The sequence below is a fragment of the Erwinia sp. 2186 genome (genome assembly GCF_057812255.1).
Map to the genome: position 1 here is coordinate 4,293,906 of NZ_CM173824.1, position 18,097 is coordinate 4,312,002.

At 55.4% G+C, this 18,097-nt stretch carries 15 protein-coding genes and 3 tRNA genes; 1 reads left to right on the top strand and 17 read right to left on the bottom strand.

The window, feature by feature from the left end; genetic code table 11:
- Positions 1-33 precede the first annotated feature (33 nt).
- The 13 genes from rnr to nnr all read right to left on the bottom strand — a co-directional run bounded on the left by rnr (position 34) and on the right by nnr (position 15,575).
- The gene (rnr, locus tag ACXKZG_RS20090) at positions 34-2,502 is read right to left on the bottom strand and encodes a ribonuclease R (protein WP_134823312.1); all 2,469 of its coding nucleotides are present in this window, start codon (positions 2,500-2,502) and stop codon (positions 34-36) included.
- Positions 2,503-2,521: 19 nt separating this feature from the next.
- Complete coding sequence (nsrR, locus tag ACXKZG_RS20095; RefSeq protein WP_013200495.1) at positions 2,522-2,959, bottom strand: nitric oxide-sensing transcriptional repressor NsrR; 438 nt, start codon at positions 2,957-2,959, stop codon at positions 2,522-2,524.
- Between the two features lie 193 nt (positions 2,960-3,152).
- Positions 3,153-4,451 (bottom strand): adenylosuccinate synthase, encoded by a 1,299-nt coding sequence (locus tag ACXKZG_RS20100; RefSeq protein ID WP_488875348.1) that lies wholly within the window; start codon positions 4,449-4,451, stop codon positions 3,153-3,155.
- 97 nt (positions 4,452-4,548) lie between these two features.
- Positions 4,549-4,749, bottom strand: coding sequence for a DUF2065 domain-containing protein (locus ACXKZG_RS20105; RefSeq protein WP_013200493.1), 201 nt, complete (start codon positions 4,747-4,749; stop codon positions 4,549-4,551).
- 67 nt (positions 4,750-4,816) lie between these two features.
- Entirely contained in the window at positions 4,817-5,821 is a 1,005-nt protein-coding gene (gene hflC, locus ACXKZG_RS20110; RefSeq protein ID WP_013200492.1) for a protease modulator HflC, read from the bottom strand.
- Between the two features lie 3 nt (positions 5,822-5,824).
- Positions 5,825-7,075, bottom strand: coding sequence for an FtsH protease activity modulator HflK (hflK, locus tag ACXKZG_RS20115; protein ID WP_013200491.1), 1,251 nt, complete (start codon positions 7,073-7,075; stop codon positions 5,825-5,827).
- A 70-nt stretch (positions 7,076-7,145) separates the two neighbouring features.
- On the bottom strand, positions 7,146-8,426 hold the full coding sequence (gene hflX, locus ACXKZG_RS20120) for a ribosome rescue GTPase HflX (protein WP_013200490.1): 1,281 nt from the start codon (positions 8,424-8,426) through the stop codon (positions 7,146-7,148).
- A 209-nt stretch (positions 8,427-8,635) separates the two neighbouring features.
- A complete protein-coding gene (gene hfq, locus ACXKZG_RS20125; protein WP_013200489.1) occupies positions 8,636-8,944 on the bottom strand; it encodes an RNA chaperone Hfq in 309 nt (102 codons plus the stop codon).
- Between the two features lie 102 nt (positions 8,945-9,046).
- Positions 9,047-9,997 (bottom strand): tRNA (adenosine(37)-N6)-dimethylallyltransferase MiaA, encoded by a 951-nt coding sequence (gene miaA / locus ACXKZG_RS20130; protein ID WP_013200488.1) that lies wholly within the window; start codon positions 9,995-9,997, stop codon positions 9,047-9,049.
- Positions 9,990-11,897: a DNA mismatch repair endonuclease MutL gene (mutL, locus tag ACXKZG_RS20135; protein WP_134823310.1), complete on the bottom strand. Its 1,908-nt coding sequence runs from the start codon at positions 11,895-11,897 to the stop codon at positions 9,990-9,992. Before mutL ends, miaA begins: the two co-directional genes overlap by 8 nt.
- A 17-nt stretch (positions 11,898-11,914) precedes the next feature.
- The gene (gene amiB / locus ACXKZG_RS20140) at positions 11,915-13,570 is read right to left on the bottom strand and encodes an N-acetylmuramoyl-L-alanine amidase AmiB (protein WP_013200486.1); all 1,656 of its coding nucleotides are present in this window, start codon (positions 13,568-13,570) and stop codon (positions 11,915-11,917) included.
- 8 nt (positions 13,571-13,578) lie between these two features.
- On the bottom strand, positions 13,579-14,055 hold the full coding sequence (gene tsaE, locus ACXKZG_RS20145) for a tRNA (adenosine(37)-N6)-threonylcarbamoyltransferase complex ATPase subunit type 1 TsaE (RefSeq protein WP_013200485.1): 477 nt from the start codon (positions 14,053-14,055) through the stop codon (positions 13,579-13,581).
- Positions 14,052-15,575, bottom strand: coding sequence for a bifunctional ADP-dependent NAD(P)H-hydrate dehydratase/NAD(P)H-hydrate epimerase (nnr, locus tag ACXKZG_RS20150; protein WP_346566867.1), 1,524 nt, complete (start codon positions 15,573-15,575; stop codon positions 14,052-14,054). The genes tsaE and nnr overlap by 4 nt, the downstream gene beginning before the upstream one ends.
- Between nnr and queG the strand changes: the two genes are divergently transcribed.
- Positions 15,574-16,710 (top strand): tRNA epoxyqueuosine(34) reductase QueG, encoded by a 1,137-nt coding sequence (gene queG, locus ACXKZG_RS20155; RefSeq protein ID WP_013200483.1) that lies wholly within the window; start codon positions 15,574-15,576, stop codon positions 16,708-16,710. The genes nnr and queG overlap by 2 nt on opposite strands.
- A gap of 317 nt (positions 16,711-17,027) precedes the next feature.
- Here queG and ACXKZG_RS20160 read toward each other — a convergent pair.
- The 4 genes from ACXKZG_RS20160 to orn form a co-directional block, all read right to left on the bottom strand.
- Positions 17,028-17,103, bottom strand: a tRNA-Gly gene (locus tag ACXKZG_RS20160).
- A 32-nt stretch (positions 17,104-17,135) separates the two neighbouring features.
- Positions 17,136-17,211: transfer RNA gene (locus ACXKZG_RS20165), tRNA-Gly, on the bottom strand.
- Between the two features lie 33 nt (positions 17,212-17,244).
- Positions 17,245-17,320: transfer RNA gene (locus tag ACXKZG_RS20170), tRNA-Gly, on the bottom strand.
- A 160-nt stretch (positions 17,321-17,480) separates the two neighbouring features.
- Positions 17,481-18,026 carry an oligoribonuclease gene (gene orn, locus ACXKZG_RS20175; RefSeq protein ID WP_488875349.1) on the bottom strand — a complete coding sequence of 182 codons (546 nt, stop codon included), beginning with the start codon at positions 18,024-18,026 and terminating at the stop codon, positions 17,481-17,483.
- Between the last annotated feature and the right edge of the window lie 71 nt (positions 18,027-18,097).

Here is an 18,097-nt window from a genome sequence, read left to right on the forward strand (position 1 = left end):
TGTTAGGCCATGACTGCGATGCCGGATAATCGCTTATGCCGGATTGTCAGTCTTTTTCTTCGCCGCACGACGTGACCGGGTTCCGGACGCGATTTTACGCGTTTTGTCTGACGGTTTTCTCGGCTTTTTGTCTTTTTTGGCACCCGCATCGGCTGTAGCCGCGGTTTCCTGGCTCTTCGGCGCTCGGAAAGAAGTGTCCGGCTCAAAGGTGCCTTTTTTGCCCTGGTCGCGACGGCGCTTGCCGCTATTCTGCGAGGCAGGTTTCTTGGCGCGATCGCGCTCGGTTTTGCCTTCGCCACGCGGTTTACGGCTGCTGGAGATCATCGCGAAATCAATTTTCCGCTCATCCATGTGTACCGCTTCAACCCGCACTTCTACGGTATCGCCAAGGCGATAGGCTTTGCCGCCGGATTCGCCGATCAGACGCTGACCCACCGCGTCGAAACGGTAGTAATCGTTGTCGAGGGTGGAGACATGCACCAGGCCATCGATAAACAGATCGGTCAGGCGGACAAAGAAGCCAAAGCCGGTGACGCTGGAGATCACACCGGTAAAGGTTTCGCCCACCTGATCCTGCATAAAGTCGCATTTCAGCCAGTCAGCAACATCACGCGTGGCTTCATCGGCACGACGTTCCGTCATTGAGCAGTGCTGGCCCAGTTGCAGCATCTGCGGCATTTCGTAGTGGTAGCCGCCGGTTGGCGTGGTGATACTGCCTTCCGCCAGCGTACCGTTCTCTTTCGCCAGCAGGTACTTAATCGCACGGTGCAGCAGCAGATCCGGGTAACGACGGATAGGCGACGTGAAGTGCGCATACGACGCCAGAGCCAGACCAAAGTGGCCACGGTTTTCCGGGTCGTAAACCGCCTGCTTCATCGAGCGCAGCAGCATGGTTTGCAGCATTTCTGCATCCGGACGGCTGGAGAGTTGCTTAAGCAGCTCGGCGTAATCCAGTGGATGCGGTTTGTTGCCGCCACCAAGCGTCAGGCCCAGCTCGTTCAGCACCGAGCGGAAGCTCTTGATGTTCTCTTCACCAGGACGGTCATGGTCACGGAACAGGGCTGGCTCGTTGTTTTTCTCAACGTAGCGGGCAGAGGCGATGTTCGCGAGGATCATGCACTCTTCAATCAGCTTGTGCGCATCGTTGCGGGAAACCTGCTCAACGCGTTCAATGCGGCGATCGGCATTGAAGACAAATTTGGCTTCGTCAGTTTCGAAGGAGATACCGCCACGCTGTTCGCGCGACTTCTCCAGTACCAGATACATGCGGTGCAGCTCTTCCAGGTCTTTGACCAGCGGCTGGTATTGTTCACGCAGCTCCTGGTTGCCCTGCAGAATGCTCCACACTTTGTTATAGGTCAGACGCGCCCACGAGTTCATTACCGCTTCGTAGTGCTTATAGCCCGTCAGCTTACCGGTTGAGGAGATGGTCATCTCACAGACCATACACAGACGGTCTACCTGCGGGTTCAGAGAACACAGGCCGTTAGAGAGCACTTCCGGCAGCATCGGTACAACCTGCGAAGGGAAGTAGACCGATGTCCCGCGGTTAACCGCTTCGTCATCCAGCGGCGTACCAGGGCGAACGTAATAGCTCACATCGGCAATCGCCACCCACAGACGCCAGCCGCCGCCACGTTTTCTTTCACAGAAAACGGCGTCATCGAAGTCACGCGCATCTTCACCATCAATGGTGACCAGCGGCAGATCGCGCAGATCCACACGTCCGGCTTTGGCTTCTTCCGGCACTTCTTCTTTCAGCTTCGAAATCTGCTGTTCCAGCTCCGGTGACCAGGAGTGAGGAATGTCATGAGTACGCAGCGCCATTTCCACGGCCATGCCGGTGCCCATGTTATCGCCCAGCACTTCGACCACTTTACCCACGGCTTTGCTGCGGCGGGTTGGACGCTGAACCAGCTCCACGACCACCACAAAGCCCATGCGGGCACCCATCAGATCTTCTGGTGGGATCAGGATATCGAAGCTCAGACGGCTGTCATCAGGCACCACAAAGCCGACGCCGGCTTCGGTGAAGTAGCGACCGACGATCTGGTTGTTACGTGGCTCAAGCACCCGGACGACACGGGCTTCGCGGCGACCTTTACGGTCTGCGCCCATCGCCTGCGCCAGGATGATGTCGCCGTGCATGCACATTTTCATCTGATCGGCAGACAGGTACAGGTCGTCTTTGCTGCCTTCAATACGCAGGAAGCCGAAGCCATCGCGGTGGCCGATCACCTTTCCGCGCAGCAGGTCCAGGCGTTCTGGCAGGGCATAGCACTGGCGACGGGTGAAGACCAGCTGGCCATCACGTTCCATCGCCCGCAGACGGCGGCGCAGCGCTTCGGTCTGCTCTTCGTCTGAAATTGACAGTTCGGCTGCCAGCTCTTCACGGCTGGCCGGTTTTTCGCGTTTATCCAGATGGGCTAAAATAAACTCGCGACTTGGAATGGGATTGTCATATTTTTCTGCTTCCCGTTCCTTAAATGGATCTTTTGACATAGCGGTTCCTCCGTTGTCATCAACTGCTGAGTGAAGGTTGTTCAACCAGCAATAATTTGTAGAGCGGATGGTTGTCTTCCAGCAGATCTGCCAGGGTATAGCCATCCAAAACGGCCAGAAAACTCTGGACCGCATCATAGAGCGCCTTCTTAAGGCGACAGGCCGGACTAATGAGACAGGGTTGGCAATTCACCAACTGTAGCGGCTCCATTTCCCGAACGACCTGGCCAATCACAATCTCTGACGCTGGCTTGCCTAAACGGATCCCGCCGTTCTTTCCGCGCACCGCGGCGACGTAACCTGCCCGACTAAGTTGATTGATGATTTTGACCATATGATTACGCGAGACACCGTAAGCCTCTGTTACTTCGGTAATGCTGGCCATCTGGCCTGCCGGTAAGGCGGCCAGGTAGATCAGCGCACGTAAACCATAATCGGTGAAACTTGTTAGCTGCACAGTAACCTCGAAAGCTCGACCGACTGCCAGAAGCGCTGCCGTAATCCGCTCATAAATGAGTGTGTTATCAATGATGATAAACCAGCCTGCGTATTCGAGGCCATTTTATTTAAGCAAGCGTTGATAAAGAGAAAACAAGGTGGGAAGCGCAGGCGGATAGAGTAAGGCCGGGCATTGCCCGGCCTCAGATAACTTATGCGTCAAACGGGTCGCGCAGGATCATTGTCTCGCTACGATCCGGGCCGGTAGAGATGATATCTATCGGTACGCCAGTTACTTCTTCTACACGCTTGATGTAGTCAAGCGCGGCCTGTGGCAGGCCATCCAGCGTTTTCACGCCGAAAGTGGTCTCAGACCAGCCAGGCATGCTTTCGTAGATTGGCTCGATGCCTTCCCAGCCTTCTGCTGCCAGCGGCGTGGTGGTCACTTCGCGGCCATCCGGCATACGGTAAGCGACACAGATTTTCACTTCTTTCAGGCCATCCAGCACGTCCAGTTTGGTCATGCAGAAGCCAGAAAGGGAGTTGATCTGTACGGCACGACGCACGGCAACCGCATCCAGCCAACCGGTACGACGACGACGGCCCGTTGTGGCACCGAATTCGTTACCCTGCTTGCACAGGAACTCGCCGGTTTCGTCGAACAGCTCAGTCGGGAATGGACCTGCGCCAACGCGGGTTGAGTAGGCTTTTACAATGCCCAGCACGTAATCCACATAACGCGGACCGATGCCGGAACCTGTTGCCACGCCACCTGCGGTGGTGTTGGACGAAGTCACGTACGGATAGGTACCGTGGTCGATGTCCAGCAACGTACCCTGTGCACCTTCAAACATGATCAGGTCGCCACGCTTACGCGCACCGTCCAGCAGCTCAGAAACATCCACAACCATGCCGGTCAGGATGTCGGCAATCGCCAGCGTATCCCTCAACACTTTGTCGTAGTCGACGGCGTCTTCTTTGTAGTAGTTCACCAGCTGGAAGTTGTGATATTCCATCACGTCTTTCAGCTTAGCGGCGAAGGTTTCCTTGTTGAACAGGTCACCCACACGCAGACCACGACGGGCCACTTTATCTTCGTAAGCCGGGCCAATACCGCGACCGGTGGTGCCGATGGCTTTCGCACCGCGCGCTTTCTCACGTGCCACGTCCAGTGCAACGTGGTATTCCAGGATCAGCGGGCAGGCTTCAGAAATAAACAGACGTTCACGTACCGGGAAGCCGCGATCTTCCAGACCTTTCATCTCTTTCATCAGCGCAGCCGGAGACAGCACAACACCGTTGCCGATGATGCTGGTCACGTTTTCACGCAGAATACCTGATGGAATTAAATGGAGGACGGTTTTCTCACCGTTGATGACTAGCGTATGGCCAGCGTTATGGCCGCCCTGATAACGAACAACGTATTTTGCACGTTCAGTCAGGAGGTCAACAATCTTACCTTTACCTTCGTCACCCCATTGGGTGCCCAGTACGACGACGTTCTTACCCATTTCTCAAAATCACCGATTGCTTAAAAATGGATTCTACCACCGTAAAACCCGTCTTTCAGCTCTTTTAGCATACGATTGCGGACTTTTTTCCCAGATTTCACCCGCCGCTATGCGAACTGATCATGTAGTAGATCACCGCACCGGCCACCACAAGGCCACCACCAAAACGCCGTAACAGCGTGTCAGGCAATTGCGCCATGGATAAAATCATCCGCCGCCACATGCGCGGCAGCAGTACCGGGCCCAGGCCTTCCAAAACCAGCACTAACGCCAGCGCCATCCAAATGGTTGGGTTCATTATGTTTTCCGCTACAGACAATAAAAAAGGGGCCGGATAATCCGGCCCCTCGTTTTATAGCAGATTCTTAACGGGTGGCGTTAGAAGGCGATTTCATAAAGCGGAAGAAATCACTGTCCGGGCTCAGCACCATCACATCCTGATTGCTCTTGAAGCTATTATCGTAAGCACGCAGGCTACGGATAAAGGCGTAGAAGTCAGGATCCTGGCTAAACGCATCAGCAAACAGTTTCGCTGCTTCTGCATCCCCTTCACCGCGGGTCATCAGGCCGGTACGCTGCGCTTCTGCCAGCGTACGCGTCACTTCGTAATCCGCCGTTGCACGCAGTTTCTCAGCTTCTTCCTGACCCTGTGAACGCTGGCTACGGGCGACAGACTCACGCTCTGCACGCATACGTGCGTAGATTGCGTCTGACACTTCGGTAGGCAGGTTGATCTGCTTGATACGCACATCAACAACCTGAATACCTAACGCCGCCATACTGTTCGGGTTGATAGCCGGTTCGTTGCTGGTCGTTTCACGCTCCACACGCGCGGCTGCCGAGGCAATCGCATCATCTGCTGCTGGCGTGGCGATTTCATCGTCCTGGCCTGCACTACCGGTATTCAGTGCATCACGCACATCGGTGGTCAGACGGCCACGAGAATCGGTAACGATGTCCTTCACGTCCAGACGACCGATTTCAGAACGCAAACGGTCACTGAATTTACGTTTCAACAGCACTTCTGCCTGGGAGACGTCGCCGCCGCCGGTGGCCAGATAGTAACGGCTGAAGTCGCTGATGCGCCATTTGATATAGGAATCAACGATCAGGTCTTTCTTCTCTTTGGTGACGAAACGGTCGGCCTGGTTATCCATGGTCTGGATACGGGCGTCCAGCGACTTCACGGATTCCAGGAATGGGATCTTGAAGTGCAGACCTGGTGCGTACACCAGCGGTTTGTTTTCGCTATCACGCAGGACTTTACCAAAGCGCATGACGATGCCGCGCTGGCCTTCCTGTACCACAAACAGTGACGCGTACAGCACCACCAGCACAACAATCAATACGACGATTAATGGCTTACGCATCGCTTACTCTCTCCCTTCGCGCTGGGTATCGTTGCGCTGAGCATTCGCCCGGCGCTGATCCATGATGGTGTCCGGATTATACGTCGAACCGTTACTGGCGCGGTCATTGCTGCCGCTGGCCGGTGGCAGGCGCAACAGGCTGTTGCTACTGCTGTCCTGGGTTGCGTTCGACGATGCTCCGCCCTGTCCGCGCATAATCTGATCCAACGGCAACACCATCAGGTTGTTACCCTTGTCATTCACCAACACCTTACGGGTATGGCTCAGCACGCGTTCCATGGTTTCAATGTACAGACGCTCGCGGGTGATCTCTGGAGCCGCTTTGTATTCAGGCAGAAGTTTCGCAAAGCGATCCACTTCACCCTGTGCTTCCAGTACGGTACGGGTTTTGTAAGCACGCGCTTCTTCCAGAATACGCTGTGCCTGACCGTTGGCGCGTGGCTGCACTTCATTCGCATAGGCTTCCGCTTCACGAACGTACTGCTCACGGTTTTCACGTGCCGCGATGGCATCATCAAATGAGGCCTTCACTTCTTCCGGCGGACGCGCAGCCTGGAAGTTCACGTCCAACAGGGTAATACCCATATCGTATGGACGAATGGTCTCTTCAAGCTCACGCTGCGTATCGCTACGCACCACGGTACGCCCTTCAGTCAGAATACGGTCCATGGTTGAGCGGCCGATAACACCACGCAAAGCACTGTCCGTTGCCTGACGCAGGCTGTCATCCGCACTGGTGACCGCAAACAGGTAACGTTCCGGGTTAGTGACCCGATACTGCACGTTCATTTCGACGCGCACGACGTTTTCGTCAGAGGTCAGCATGGTGCCGGAGGCTGCCAGCTCACGGACGGCTTCAACGTTCACCGCACGAACCTGATCGATAAAGGTCGGTTTCCAGTTCAGGCCTGGCTCAACCAGATGACTGAATTTGCCGAAGCGTGTCACCACACCGCGTTCCGCTTCTTTGATGGTGTAGAAGCCGCTACCGGCCCAAATCACTACCGCCGCAACCACGACAATACCGACCAGACGACCACCGCGACCCGGCGTACGCTGCCCGCCGCTGTTATCGTTTTTGTTACCACCGCCAAATCCGCCAAGCTTTTTGCTCAGCTTGCGAAAAATATCATCTAAATCAGGAGGCCCCTTATCGCGCCCTCCTTTGTTTCCCCCAGAGTTGCCGCCTTGATTATTGCTGCTTCCCCACGGGTCGCGGTCCTGTCCGTTATTCCCGGGCTGATTCCACGCCATGTTTATACTCCATATAATTGTGTGTGCGGTGGTATCCCAAGGCCGGGATACGCGTGTCAGGCAAAATCAGTCAAACAATGTAATCCACCAGCGCCGGCTCCTGTTTGCACAGACGGCGCCAGTCAACGATCGGCATACGTACCTGTAAACCTACGCTACCATCGTCTTCGTTCCACTCTTTTTCTATCGCCTGAAGCTGATAAAAACGGCTACGTAACCGCCCTGCTTCAGGCGGCAGACGCAAGTCATACTGCGCAATTTCACCGGCCAGCCGCTCGGTCAGCGCCTGGAATAGCAGTGGGATCCCTTCCCCTGTCTGGGCAGAAACCCACACCCGCACCGGCTTATTCTCTTCATCACGATCGATACGCGGGACGAAACCGTCGAGCATATCGATCTTGTTCATGACCTGAAGCGTGGGAATTTCGTCTGACTCAATTTCTTCCAGCACCACTTCAACGGCTTTAATATTTTCATCGACGCGTAAATCTGCGGCATCAATAACATGCACCAGCAACGTTGCTTCACGCGTTTCTTGCAATGTAGCCTTAAATGCGGCGACTAAATCGTGCGGCAAATGACGAATAAAGCCGACGGTATCCGCCAGCACCACTTCACCCACATCGGCTACATCGATACGACGTAATGTCGGATCGAGCGTGGCGAACAGCTGGTCAGCAACATAAACCTCAGCCGCCGTCACGCGGTTAAATAAGGTGGATTTACCGGCGTTGGTATATCCCACTAACGACAGGGTCGGTACATCGGCTTTATTTCGCGCCTGACGACCTTGCTCACGTTGTTTAGCTACCCGCTCGAGACGCGAGAGGATCAGCGTAATACGGTTACGCAGTAAACGACGGTCCGTTTCCAGCTGCGTTTCACCCGGGCCGCGCAGACCTATCCCGCCTTTCTGGCGCTCAAGGTGCGTCCAGCCACGAACGAGGCGCGTGGCAAGATGGCGAAGCTGTGCCAACTCCACCTGCAATTTACCTTCATGGGTACGGGCGCGCTGGGCAAAAATATCAAGGATAAGGCCGGTTCGGTCGATGACGCGGCATTCACAAAGGGCTTCCAGGTTTCGTTCCTGGGCCGGGCTGAGGGCGTGATCAAATAACACCACCGTCGCACCGCTGGCTTTCACCGCCTCTGCAATTTCAACTGCCTTACCTTCACCGACGAAATATTTTGGATGGGGAGATTTTCGGCTGCCGGTGACAACACTCAGCGCTTCAACACCCGCAGAAGAGACCAGGGTTTCGAATTCCTGCAAATCTTCCGTATTCCGCTCTTGGGAAAAATAGATATGTACCAGAACGGCCTGCTCACCGGCTTCATAACGGTCAAACAAACTTAAAACCTCTCAGAGCCTTATTAAACCTGCAACACGTTTGGCCATACTGCGTGAATATCAGATTCTCAATGCGCACCGGGATCAACAGATCCTCAGGTGGCGAGTTTGCGCAATCGACTCTCGCCATTCGGCGAAGAGTGGATCGGGCGAATTGCCAGGACGGGGAACCCGAGTGAACAGGTAACCCCGTCTTGGAAGAGCAGTGATTACTCTGTGTCGTCACTCTCTTGCTGAGGCTGAGTAGACGCCCCCTGGTTACTGCCATGATGATAGTTGCTGCTTCCGCCACCCGCATTGTTGCTGTGGTGGGAGACCGGACGGGACGGAACAACAGTCGAGATAGCGTGCTTGTACACCATCTGGCTAACTGTGTTTTTCAATAGAATTACAAATTGATCAAACGACTCGATCTGACCCTGCAGTTTGATACCATTCACCAAATAAATCGAAACCGGAACACGTTCACGACGCAGCGCGTTCAAGAACGGATCTTGCAATGATTGCCCCTTAGCCATTCTATCTTTTCCTTATATGCTTGTTGTTTACTACTTAAGAGCATGAACGCTCTGAAATACTGCGTAAAAATTTGCGCAAGATACTGCACTAATTGTACACAATCACCCAGGCTTCGCACTAAGAACCTGTAACAGGGTATCGCGCGCGGCGTCAGGTTGTTCGCTATCCAGCCAGTGAACATCCTTCCAACCGCGTAACCACGTTATTTGCCGCTTAGCCAGCTGCCGGGTTGCGCAAATTCCCCGATAAACCATGTCATCGTAATCGATCTCACCCGCCAGATATGACCACATCTGGCGGTAACCGACACAACGAATGGAAGGCAAGTCCGTATGCAAATCTTCTCGTGCGTATAACGCCCGAGCCTCCGCTTCAAACCCTGAGGCTAACATCTGTTGAAAGCGCAGTTCTATCCGTTGATGGATCACTTCGCGGTGCTGAGGTGCAATCGCGAACTGGGTCACATCGTATGGCAGCGCTTCGCCAGAAGTTTTAGTCAGTTCCGTTAAAGTTTTACCCGAAATAAAAAAAACTTCCAGTGCTCGCGAGAGTCTCTGGGGATCATTCGGATGAATACGATTTCCTGCAACGGGATCTATCTCACATAATTGACGGTGAAGGGCATCCCAACCCTGTTCACTCGCCTGTTGCTCAATACGCTGACGCACTTCCGGATCCGCCGGGGGCAACGGCGACAATCCTTCCAGCAAAGCCTTGTAATAGAGCATGGTGCCACCAACAAGCAACGGGATACGACCGCTTTCGGTTATCTCCGCCATTTCAGCCAGCGCATCCCGACGGAACTCTGCAGCAGAATACGCTTCAGAGGGGTCGCGAATGTCCAGTAAACGATGGGGCGCCAATGCCAGCTCATCTGCGGAAGGTTTGGCTGTGCCAATATCCATACCGCGATATATGAGGGCGGAATCTACGCTAATCAACTCAACCGGCAGTTCCTGACGTAATGCAATCGCCAGTGCTGTCTTACCGGAAGCCGTTGGCCCCATCAAAAAAATTGCCTTAGGCCGGCCAGCCTTGGATGTCTCACTCATGCTTCAGGGCGTTCATCGCCTGTTCAATATCGATGTGCTGTAAAAATCCAGAAGGTGGCGATTTCAGTAACTGCGGGCAAAGCCGTTCGACTTCAGCCAGCAACGTAATCGCCTGCGAGTGATTCCAGTGCGGATGTTCAACTACCGAATGACGCGCTAACCATTGCGCCACCTGCGTTGCGGACACATCCTGCTGCCGGGCGAGATAGCCTAACAGTTCTGGAATCAAGTTTTGTAAATTTTGTTGGCGTAATGGTAAAGGTACCGCGCGCAACGTCACATGGTGTGAATCCGCCTGCAGCTCAATTCCCATCTGGATCAATAAGCTGGCGTGATGCGTAATCGCTTCCCGCTCTGGCTTGTCCATCTTTACCCTAACCGGGATCAACAACGGCTGAGGTTTCAGCCCTTCTTCCCCAGGTTCAAGCTGCGCCTGCTTCAGCCAATGCGCCGCTACCGGCAAATTAATCAATGCCAGCCGCTCCTGCGCTTCAACCAAGGCAAAATTGTCCCGTATCACGCTCAGTACCCGGCCAAAGCTCTGGCTGTGCCCGCTGAGCGGCAGCTCAGTGCTGCGTTCACCCTGTTTTGAAGGTTCCCTGGCGACAGGGACCTCCGGGGTGCGCATCAGCTGCTGATAGGCCTTGCCTTCCTGCGGCTGATAGATCGGTTCCTGTCGCTGCCAGTGGCTTGAACCTGCACCGACTCCCCCACCGGCGGGTGAACGCTCTCCCCCGCCTGAGGTCGAAACCGCGGGCGAATGGCCTGCCGTGTGTGACTTCCCGGACGGGATTTTAGACGGTGCGGGCGTGGAAAAATGGTTGCCACCCGCAGCCTGGCGGTTCTCTGTCTGCCAGCGTTCGGCGGGCGCCGCCGGTTCCACATCGGGCAGGGTTTCGGCACCGGCCTCCTGCAAAACGCTGACCACACCCTGATAGATAAAATCGTGTACCAGCCGCGACTGATGAAAGCGCACTTCATGCTTGGCGGGATGGACATTGACGTCGACCTGATGGGGATCGATTTCCAGGTACAAGACGTAGGCCGGCTGATGGCTGTCTCCCAGCTTGTCCTGATAGGCCTGGCGAATGGCATGATTAATCAGCCGGTCGCGCATCATGCGGCCATTGACGTAGCAGTATTGCAGGTCGGTAATCGCTCTGGAGCCCACCGGATCGGCAACCCAGCCCTTCAGGCTCAGATCGCCGTGCTGCCACTCAATCGCCAGCGCATGGCTTAAAAACGCGGTGCCGCAAATTGCGCCAAGCCGACGTTCACGCTGGCTGTGATCCGCCACGCCACGATACTGTCGCATCAGTTTGCCGTTATGGGTCAGCGAAAAAGCCACGTCAAAACGCGCCAGCGCGATACGGCGGATGATTTCGTCTATATGGGTGAATTCGGTTTTCTCGGTGCGCATAAATTTGCGGCGTGCCGGGGTGTTGTAAAACAGATCCAGCACTTCCAGCGTGGTGCCTACCGGATGGGCCGCCGGTTTTAGCGTTACCGCCATATCCCGCCCTTCGGCATAGGCCTGCCAGGCTTCCGCCTGTGCTTCGGTACGCGATGTTAACGTCAGTCGCGATACCGAGCTGATACTGGCCAGCGCTTCGCCACGGAAGCCCAGACTGACGATCGCTTCAAGGTCATCCAGCGTGGTGATTTTGCTGGTCGCATGACGGGCAAGCGCCATCGACAGTTCGTCTTTCCCAATGCCGCTGCCGTTATCGCGGATGCGGATCAGTTTGGCGCCGCCTTTATCGATTTCGATATCGATCCGGGTGGCACCCGCGTCCAGGCTATTCTCGACCAGTTCTTTGACAACCGACGCTGGCCGCTCCACCACTTCACCAGCAGCTATCTGGTTAGCGAGCTGAGGAGGCAACACCTGAATCGGCATATCAATTCCTTATCTGGTTATGAAGTCGGGATAGTTAAGGTCTGGCCCAGCATCACGTTTTGCGATTTCATCTTATTGGCCTGCTGAATGGCCTTTGGACTGACGCCGTAATGGGCGGCAATCGCGGTAAGAGAATCGCCGCGAACCACTTTGTGGCGCACCGGCGTTTTGGCTTTAGTCACGGCGGCGGGCTGGCTGCCCGCCGGCACCTTCAGTCGTTGTCCAACCCAGACCACATCTTTCTTCAGGGTGTTCATTGACCGCAGGGTTGCCATGCTGATGCCATAACGGGCGGCAATACCGGATGCTGTCTCGCCCCGTTTTACCACATGACGCTGGATCGCCCCAGTGTATTGGGTGGTGTCTGGTGCCGGGTTGGGTTCAACATTAACCGTCGCTGCGGACTGCAAGGGACGGTTTTCCTCCTTTGGGATGGATTGCAGCGGATGCGCCAGGAAGTAGTTGCGAAGTCCTTTATAAATCGACTCGGCAATCTTCTGCTGGTATGCGCTACTGCCAAGCAGTCGCTCCTCCGAAGGATTACTGATGAAGCCGGTTTCCACCAGCAGGGAAGGAATATCCGGCGAGCGCAGAACGCCCAGGCTGGCATGTTCCGGCCGACGTTTGTGCAGCGAACCCACACGCTGAAGCTGCGCAATCACTTTTACTGCCACATCATAACCCACGCGTTGCGAGTGACCGAATTGCAAGTCTAGCACCGCCTGGCTGAGGTAAGGATCGGCCTGACTGTTGGCCAGCAGATCCCCTGCGCCGCCCAGCAGCTCGGACTGTTTCTCGTGCTGCTCCAGCCAGCCCGCCATTTCACTGTTAGCGCGGCGGTTTGACAGGACCCAAACGGAAGCGCCAGACGCACTGCGGTTAGGTGCCGCATCGGCGTGGATGGAAACCAGCACGTTGGCGTTTTGCTTACGCGCTACATCGGACCGGCCCATCACGGAGATAAAGTAATCCCCGTCGCGGGTCATCACCCCTTTGAACATCGGATCGGCATTCAGCAGCGCCTTCAGCTTACGGGCGATGGCGATGGTCACGTTCTTCTCTTTCAGACCGCCCGCGCCAATCGCGCCGGGATCCTGTCCGCCGTGACCGGCATCAATCGCCACAATCACCGCTTCGTTGGCCGACACCGGCGTTCTGCCCGGTCTGACAACGTCATTGCCGCTGCTGACAGCGGTCACCGGGTTGCCTTTAAAAGGATTCTCAACCGGCGCTGATGGCGCGCTGCTGGAGGCAGAGCTTACCTCAGCCGGACGGCGGGAAGCCGTGGCGGCCGGACGGGTGCCGGCGATAGTGAAGACCACATTGTAATTGTTACCTTCGCGCTGGGTGACCGCCCGCGTTTTGCTCGCCTGGGTCAACTCAAACACCAGACGAATGCTTTGCTTGTCTTTCGGCGTGCTGGAGCGAATGCGCTTAACGATATTTTCACCGCTAAACGTTAACGGCAGGCCTTTGATAACGCCGCTCTGGCGAATATCCAGCACCACGCGATCGGGATTGTGCAACGGGAAAAAGCCATACACCGGCTGGCCGTTAAAGCTGAGGGTGACGGTAGCTTTATCATCACCATTGGAGACTTTAATGTCGGATAAATTGGCTGCAAGCGAACTAAACGTCGTCAGTAAAAGTGCCAGTACCAAACCAAACTTCATGCGCAACCTCATGAACAACCCTTTTCCATAGCGACCTGCTGAATCATCATTTCTCCCGCCGCTGAGCAGGCTTTCAACTCCGCCTGACGCGCCGTTCCCTGATAGCTCAGGTGCAGTTCAATGTCCGGAACGGGCAGGAAGCCCGCGCCTTGTTGTGGCCACTCAACCAGGCACACGCTGTCACCGCCAAAATAGTCGCGGATCCCCATGAATTCGAGTTCTTCGGGGTCGGCAAGGCGGTAAAGATCGAAATGATAGACCTGGCGATCGGGCAGACTGTAAGGTTCTACCAGAGTATAGGTGGGGCTTTTAACGTTCCCCTGATGCCCCAACGCCTGCAGGAAACCGCGGCTGAAGGTGGTTTTTCCCGCGCCGAGATCGCCAAACAGGTAGATCATGGCCGCGCCATGACAGGCGCGTGCCAGGCTGGCACCTAAAGTGAGGGTTGCTGCCTCGTCGGACAGTGCAATTACACAGGTCTTCATTCTTTTTTATTCAGGATCTCTGGATTAACAAACAGATAAAGTTCGGAAAATAGATCGGTAGCCAGCATGCCGCGCGTACCGACGCGCGCTGAAACGGCTTCAGCCGCTGCGCCATGCGCGACGCATCCTGCACAGGCGGCATCATACAGTGAGAGCTTTTGCCCTAACAGACTGCCGATGATCCCTGAAAGCACATCGCCCATCCCGCCCGACGCCATGCCTGCGTTGCCGACATCGGCAAACGCCATTTCGCCTGCCTCGCTGGCGATAATTGTGCCGGCGCCTTTCAGCACCACCACGCCGCCGTAGCGTTTCACCAACTCTCTGGCTGAATGTAAGCGGTCACTCTCAATTTCGCTGGTCTTACAGTTCAGCAAACGCGCCGCTTCGCCAGGGTGAGGCGTAAGGATCCGATTTTGACGTTTATCGGGACTGATTGCCAGCAGGTTAAGCGCATCTGCGTCCCAAAGCATCGGTTTCTGAGAGTTTTCCACCTTTTGTAACGCTTTTTTACCCCATTCGCCCTGGCCGAGCCCCGGACCGATGACAATCACATCCGCCCATTCCAGCGCCTGATCCACGGCCTTGTCGCTCAGCTCCTGCACCATCAGTTCGGGTCTGGCGGTCAGCAACGGCGTAATGTTGTCTTTGTGAGTAAGCACTCGCACTAACCCAGCACCGGCGCGCAGTGCGGCCTCCCCGGTCATACGAATCGCCCCGGCGGTGCCGTGATCGCCGCCAATAATCGCCAGCGAGCCATGATCGCCTTTGTGCGAGGTGGGTTTACGCGGTTTCAGCCAGCCAGAAAGTGAAGAAGCATCAAAGCGGGCCATCGGTGCCTGCTGTTGTGACAGCCAGGCATCCAGGCTCAGGGCATGAAAATGCAGCTGGCCGGTGTAATCGCGGGCTTTACCGGTCAGTAAGCCGGGTTTCAGGGCAATAAACGTCAGCGTGTGGCTGGCGGCGATAACGGCGCCTGGCGCTGTACCGTTAGCGGCCACTAACCCAGACGGGATATCGACCGCAAAAACCGGCGCCGCATGGCCGTTTGCCTGCTCAATCAGATCGGCATAAGGCGCGTTCGGGGCCCGGTTCAGGCCGGTGCCCAACAGGGCATCAACAATCACCTCGATACCGTCAGGCCAGACATAAGACGGATCGTGGATCACCCCACCCGCCGCCAGCCAGGCATCACGCGCCTGATCGGCTTCTTCGGGCAACGGCTTGCTGCCTTCGCAGGCAATCACCGTCACCGTTAACCCGGCCGACTGCGCCAGCCGCGCGACGATAAACCCATCGCCGCCGTTATTGCCGTGTCCGCAGAGTATCAGCCAGTGCTGCGCGTCAGGCCAGAGCGCGCGGAGTTGGGCAAATGCCGCGTCGCCCGCGCGCTGCATCAGTTCAAACAGCGTGATGCCCAACGCATCAGCCGCTTCACGCTCCAGACGCGCCATCGCCTCTACAGGCCAGACAGAATAGGGTAAACTGGTGGGGTTACTTTGTTTATTCAGGTTTGTCATGTCGCTTCCTCTCGATCTCCATCAACTTGCCCTCGATATCAAACGCTGGGGGCAGGAACTCGGCTTCCAACAGGTCGGTATCTGCGATACCGATTTAAGCGCGGAAGAACCGCGCCTGCAGGCCTGGCTGGACAAGCAATACCATGGCGAGATGGAATGGATGGCACGTCATGGCATGATGCGCGCACGTCCCCATGAATTGTTGCCCGGCACGCTCAGGGTGATTAGCGTGCGGATGAACTATCTTCCTGCCAAAGCGGCTTTCGCCAGCACCTTAAAAAATCCCCAACTGGGTTATGTCAGTCGCTATGCCCTCGGGCGGGATTACCACAAAGTATTGCGCAATCGCCTGAAAAAGCTCGGAGACTTGATCCGTGCGCGCTGTGAAGAAGTGCAGTTTCGCCCGTTTGTCGACTCTGCGCCGATCCTCGAAAGGCCCATTGCCGTCAAAGCGGGGCTGGGCTGGACGGGCAAGCATTCGCTGGTCCTTAACCGCGAGGCCGGTTCGTGGTTTTTCCTGGGCGAACTACTGATTGATCTGCCGCTGCCCGTCGACCAACCGCAGGAAGAACAATGCGGCCGCTGCGTAGCCTGCATGACCATCTGCCCTACCGGCGCCATTGTCGAGCCCTACACGGTCGACGCCAGGCGCTGCATTTCTTATCTGACCATCGAGTTGGAGGGCGCGATCCCGGAAGAGTTCAGGCCGCTGATCGGTAACAGGATTTACGGTTGTGATGACTGTCAGCTGATTTGCCCGTGGAACCGTTATGGACAGCTGACTGACGAAGATGATTTTAGTCCCCGCGCGGTGCTGCATGCCCCGCCGCTCAACGAGCTATTTGCCTGGGATGAGGCCAAATTTTTACGGGTAACCGAGGGTTCCGCCATCCGCCGTATTGGTCATCTTCGCTGGTTGCGCAATGTGGCGGTGGCCCTCGGCAATGCGCCGTGGTCGGCCGACAATGTGGCGGCACTGGAAGCCCGTCAGGGAGAGAACGCGATGCTGGATGAACATATCAACTGGGCGCTGGCCCGCCAACTGGCGAATCGCAGCGAACATGCGGTCGAAATTCAGGGACAGCAGAAACGGCTGGTGAGAGCGGTAGAAAAAGGGTTACCACGCGATGCATAAGTGAACAATGCGCGATTATTTTCTGCCGTAGAAGGTTTTCCACACGCTGTGCATAAAAATAAAAAGTTGTTGTCATTCAAGAGTCACAGAAAGCACAAGCGATCCAGATAACAATTTGAAATATTATTATAAAGCGTAAAAACAGTAAGTTACACGAACTCTCAACAACTGTGCGCAAAGATGACCAACTGATGACAGATACGTCGCCTGTGGATAACTCTGTTAAAGAACTTTTTGTGATGAGCAAATGCAACGAAGCGCAGCTGGGTTATCGCTGTGGATAACATCATCTGGATATAATGAGAAGAATGAAGATTTGGAGCGGGAAACGAGACTCGAACTCGCGACCCCGACCTTGGCAAGGTCGTGCTCTACCAACTGAGCTATTCCCGCATAAGATACTTGGTATATGACTGCAAAACGTTTGGAGCGGGAAACGAGACTCGAACTCGCGACCCCGACCTTGGCAAGGTCGTGCTCTACCAACTGAGCTATTCCCGCTTAAGATACCTGGTACATCACTGCAAAAAAATTTGGAGCGGGAAACGAGACTCGAACTCGCGACCCCGACCTTGGCAAGGTCGTGCTCTACCAACTGAGCTATTCCCGCTCTGCGTAACGAGTAAAAAACTCTCTCGGTACGGGGTGCGCATTATACGAGAAAACAGACCTGCTGCAAGACTGAAAATACAAAAATTTTCTGCTTTCGGTCTGATTGCTGATTAAATCGGCAAAGTGGCAATTTAATCAGCAACAGCAGGTTGCAGGGTTTACAACCGGATAAAATGCTCGCGGTAATACGCCAGTTCCGCCACCGATTCACGGATATCATCCAATGCCTGATGCGTGCCCTGCTTCTTAAAGCCCGGCAGAATGCCTGGTTTCCAGCGGCGCGCCAGCTCTTTCAGCGTGCTGACGTCCAGGTAGCGATAGTGGAAGTAGGCTTCCAGTTCAGGCATGTACTTGAACAGGAACCGACGATCCTGGCCGATGCTGTTGCCACAAATTGGCGAACTGTTTTCCGGCACCCACTTTTTCAGAAACTCAATTGTCGCCTGTTCAGCCGCACGATCGTCATACTGACTGGCCTTCACGCGTTCGACCAGGCCGCTGTTGGTGTGCGTATTCACGTTCCACTCATCCATCAGTGCCAGCTGCGCATCGGACTGATGCACCGCGAAAACTGGCCCTTCCGCCAGAATATTCAGATCGGCGTCGGTCACCAGGGTCGCAATCTCAATAATGCGGTCCTGTTCCGGGTCCAGCCCGGTCATTTCTAAGTCAATCCAAATCAGGTTACTGGCATTTGCGGTCATAGGGATCCTCACCGTGGCTTATATCATCAAACATTAGGGTGTATCATAAACGTTTTGCCCTGTCAGGGCGA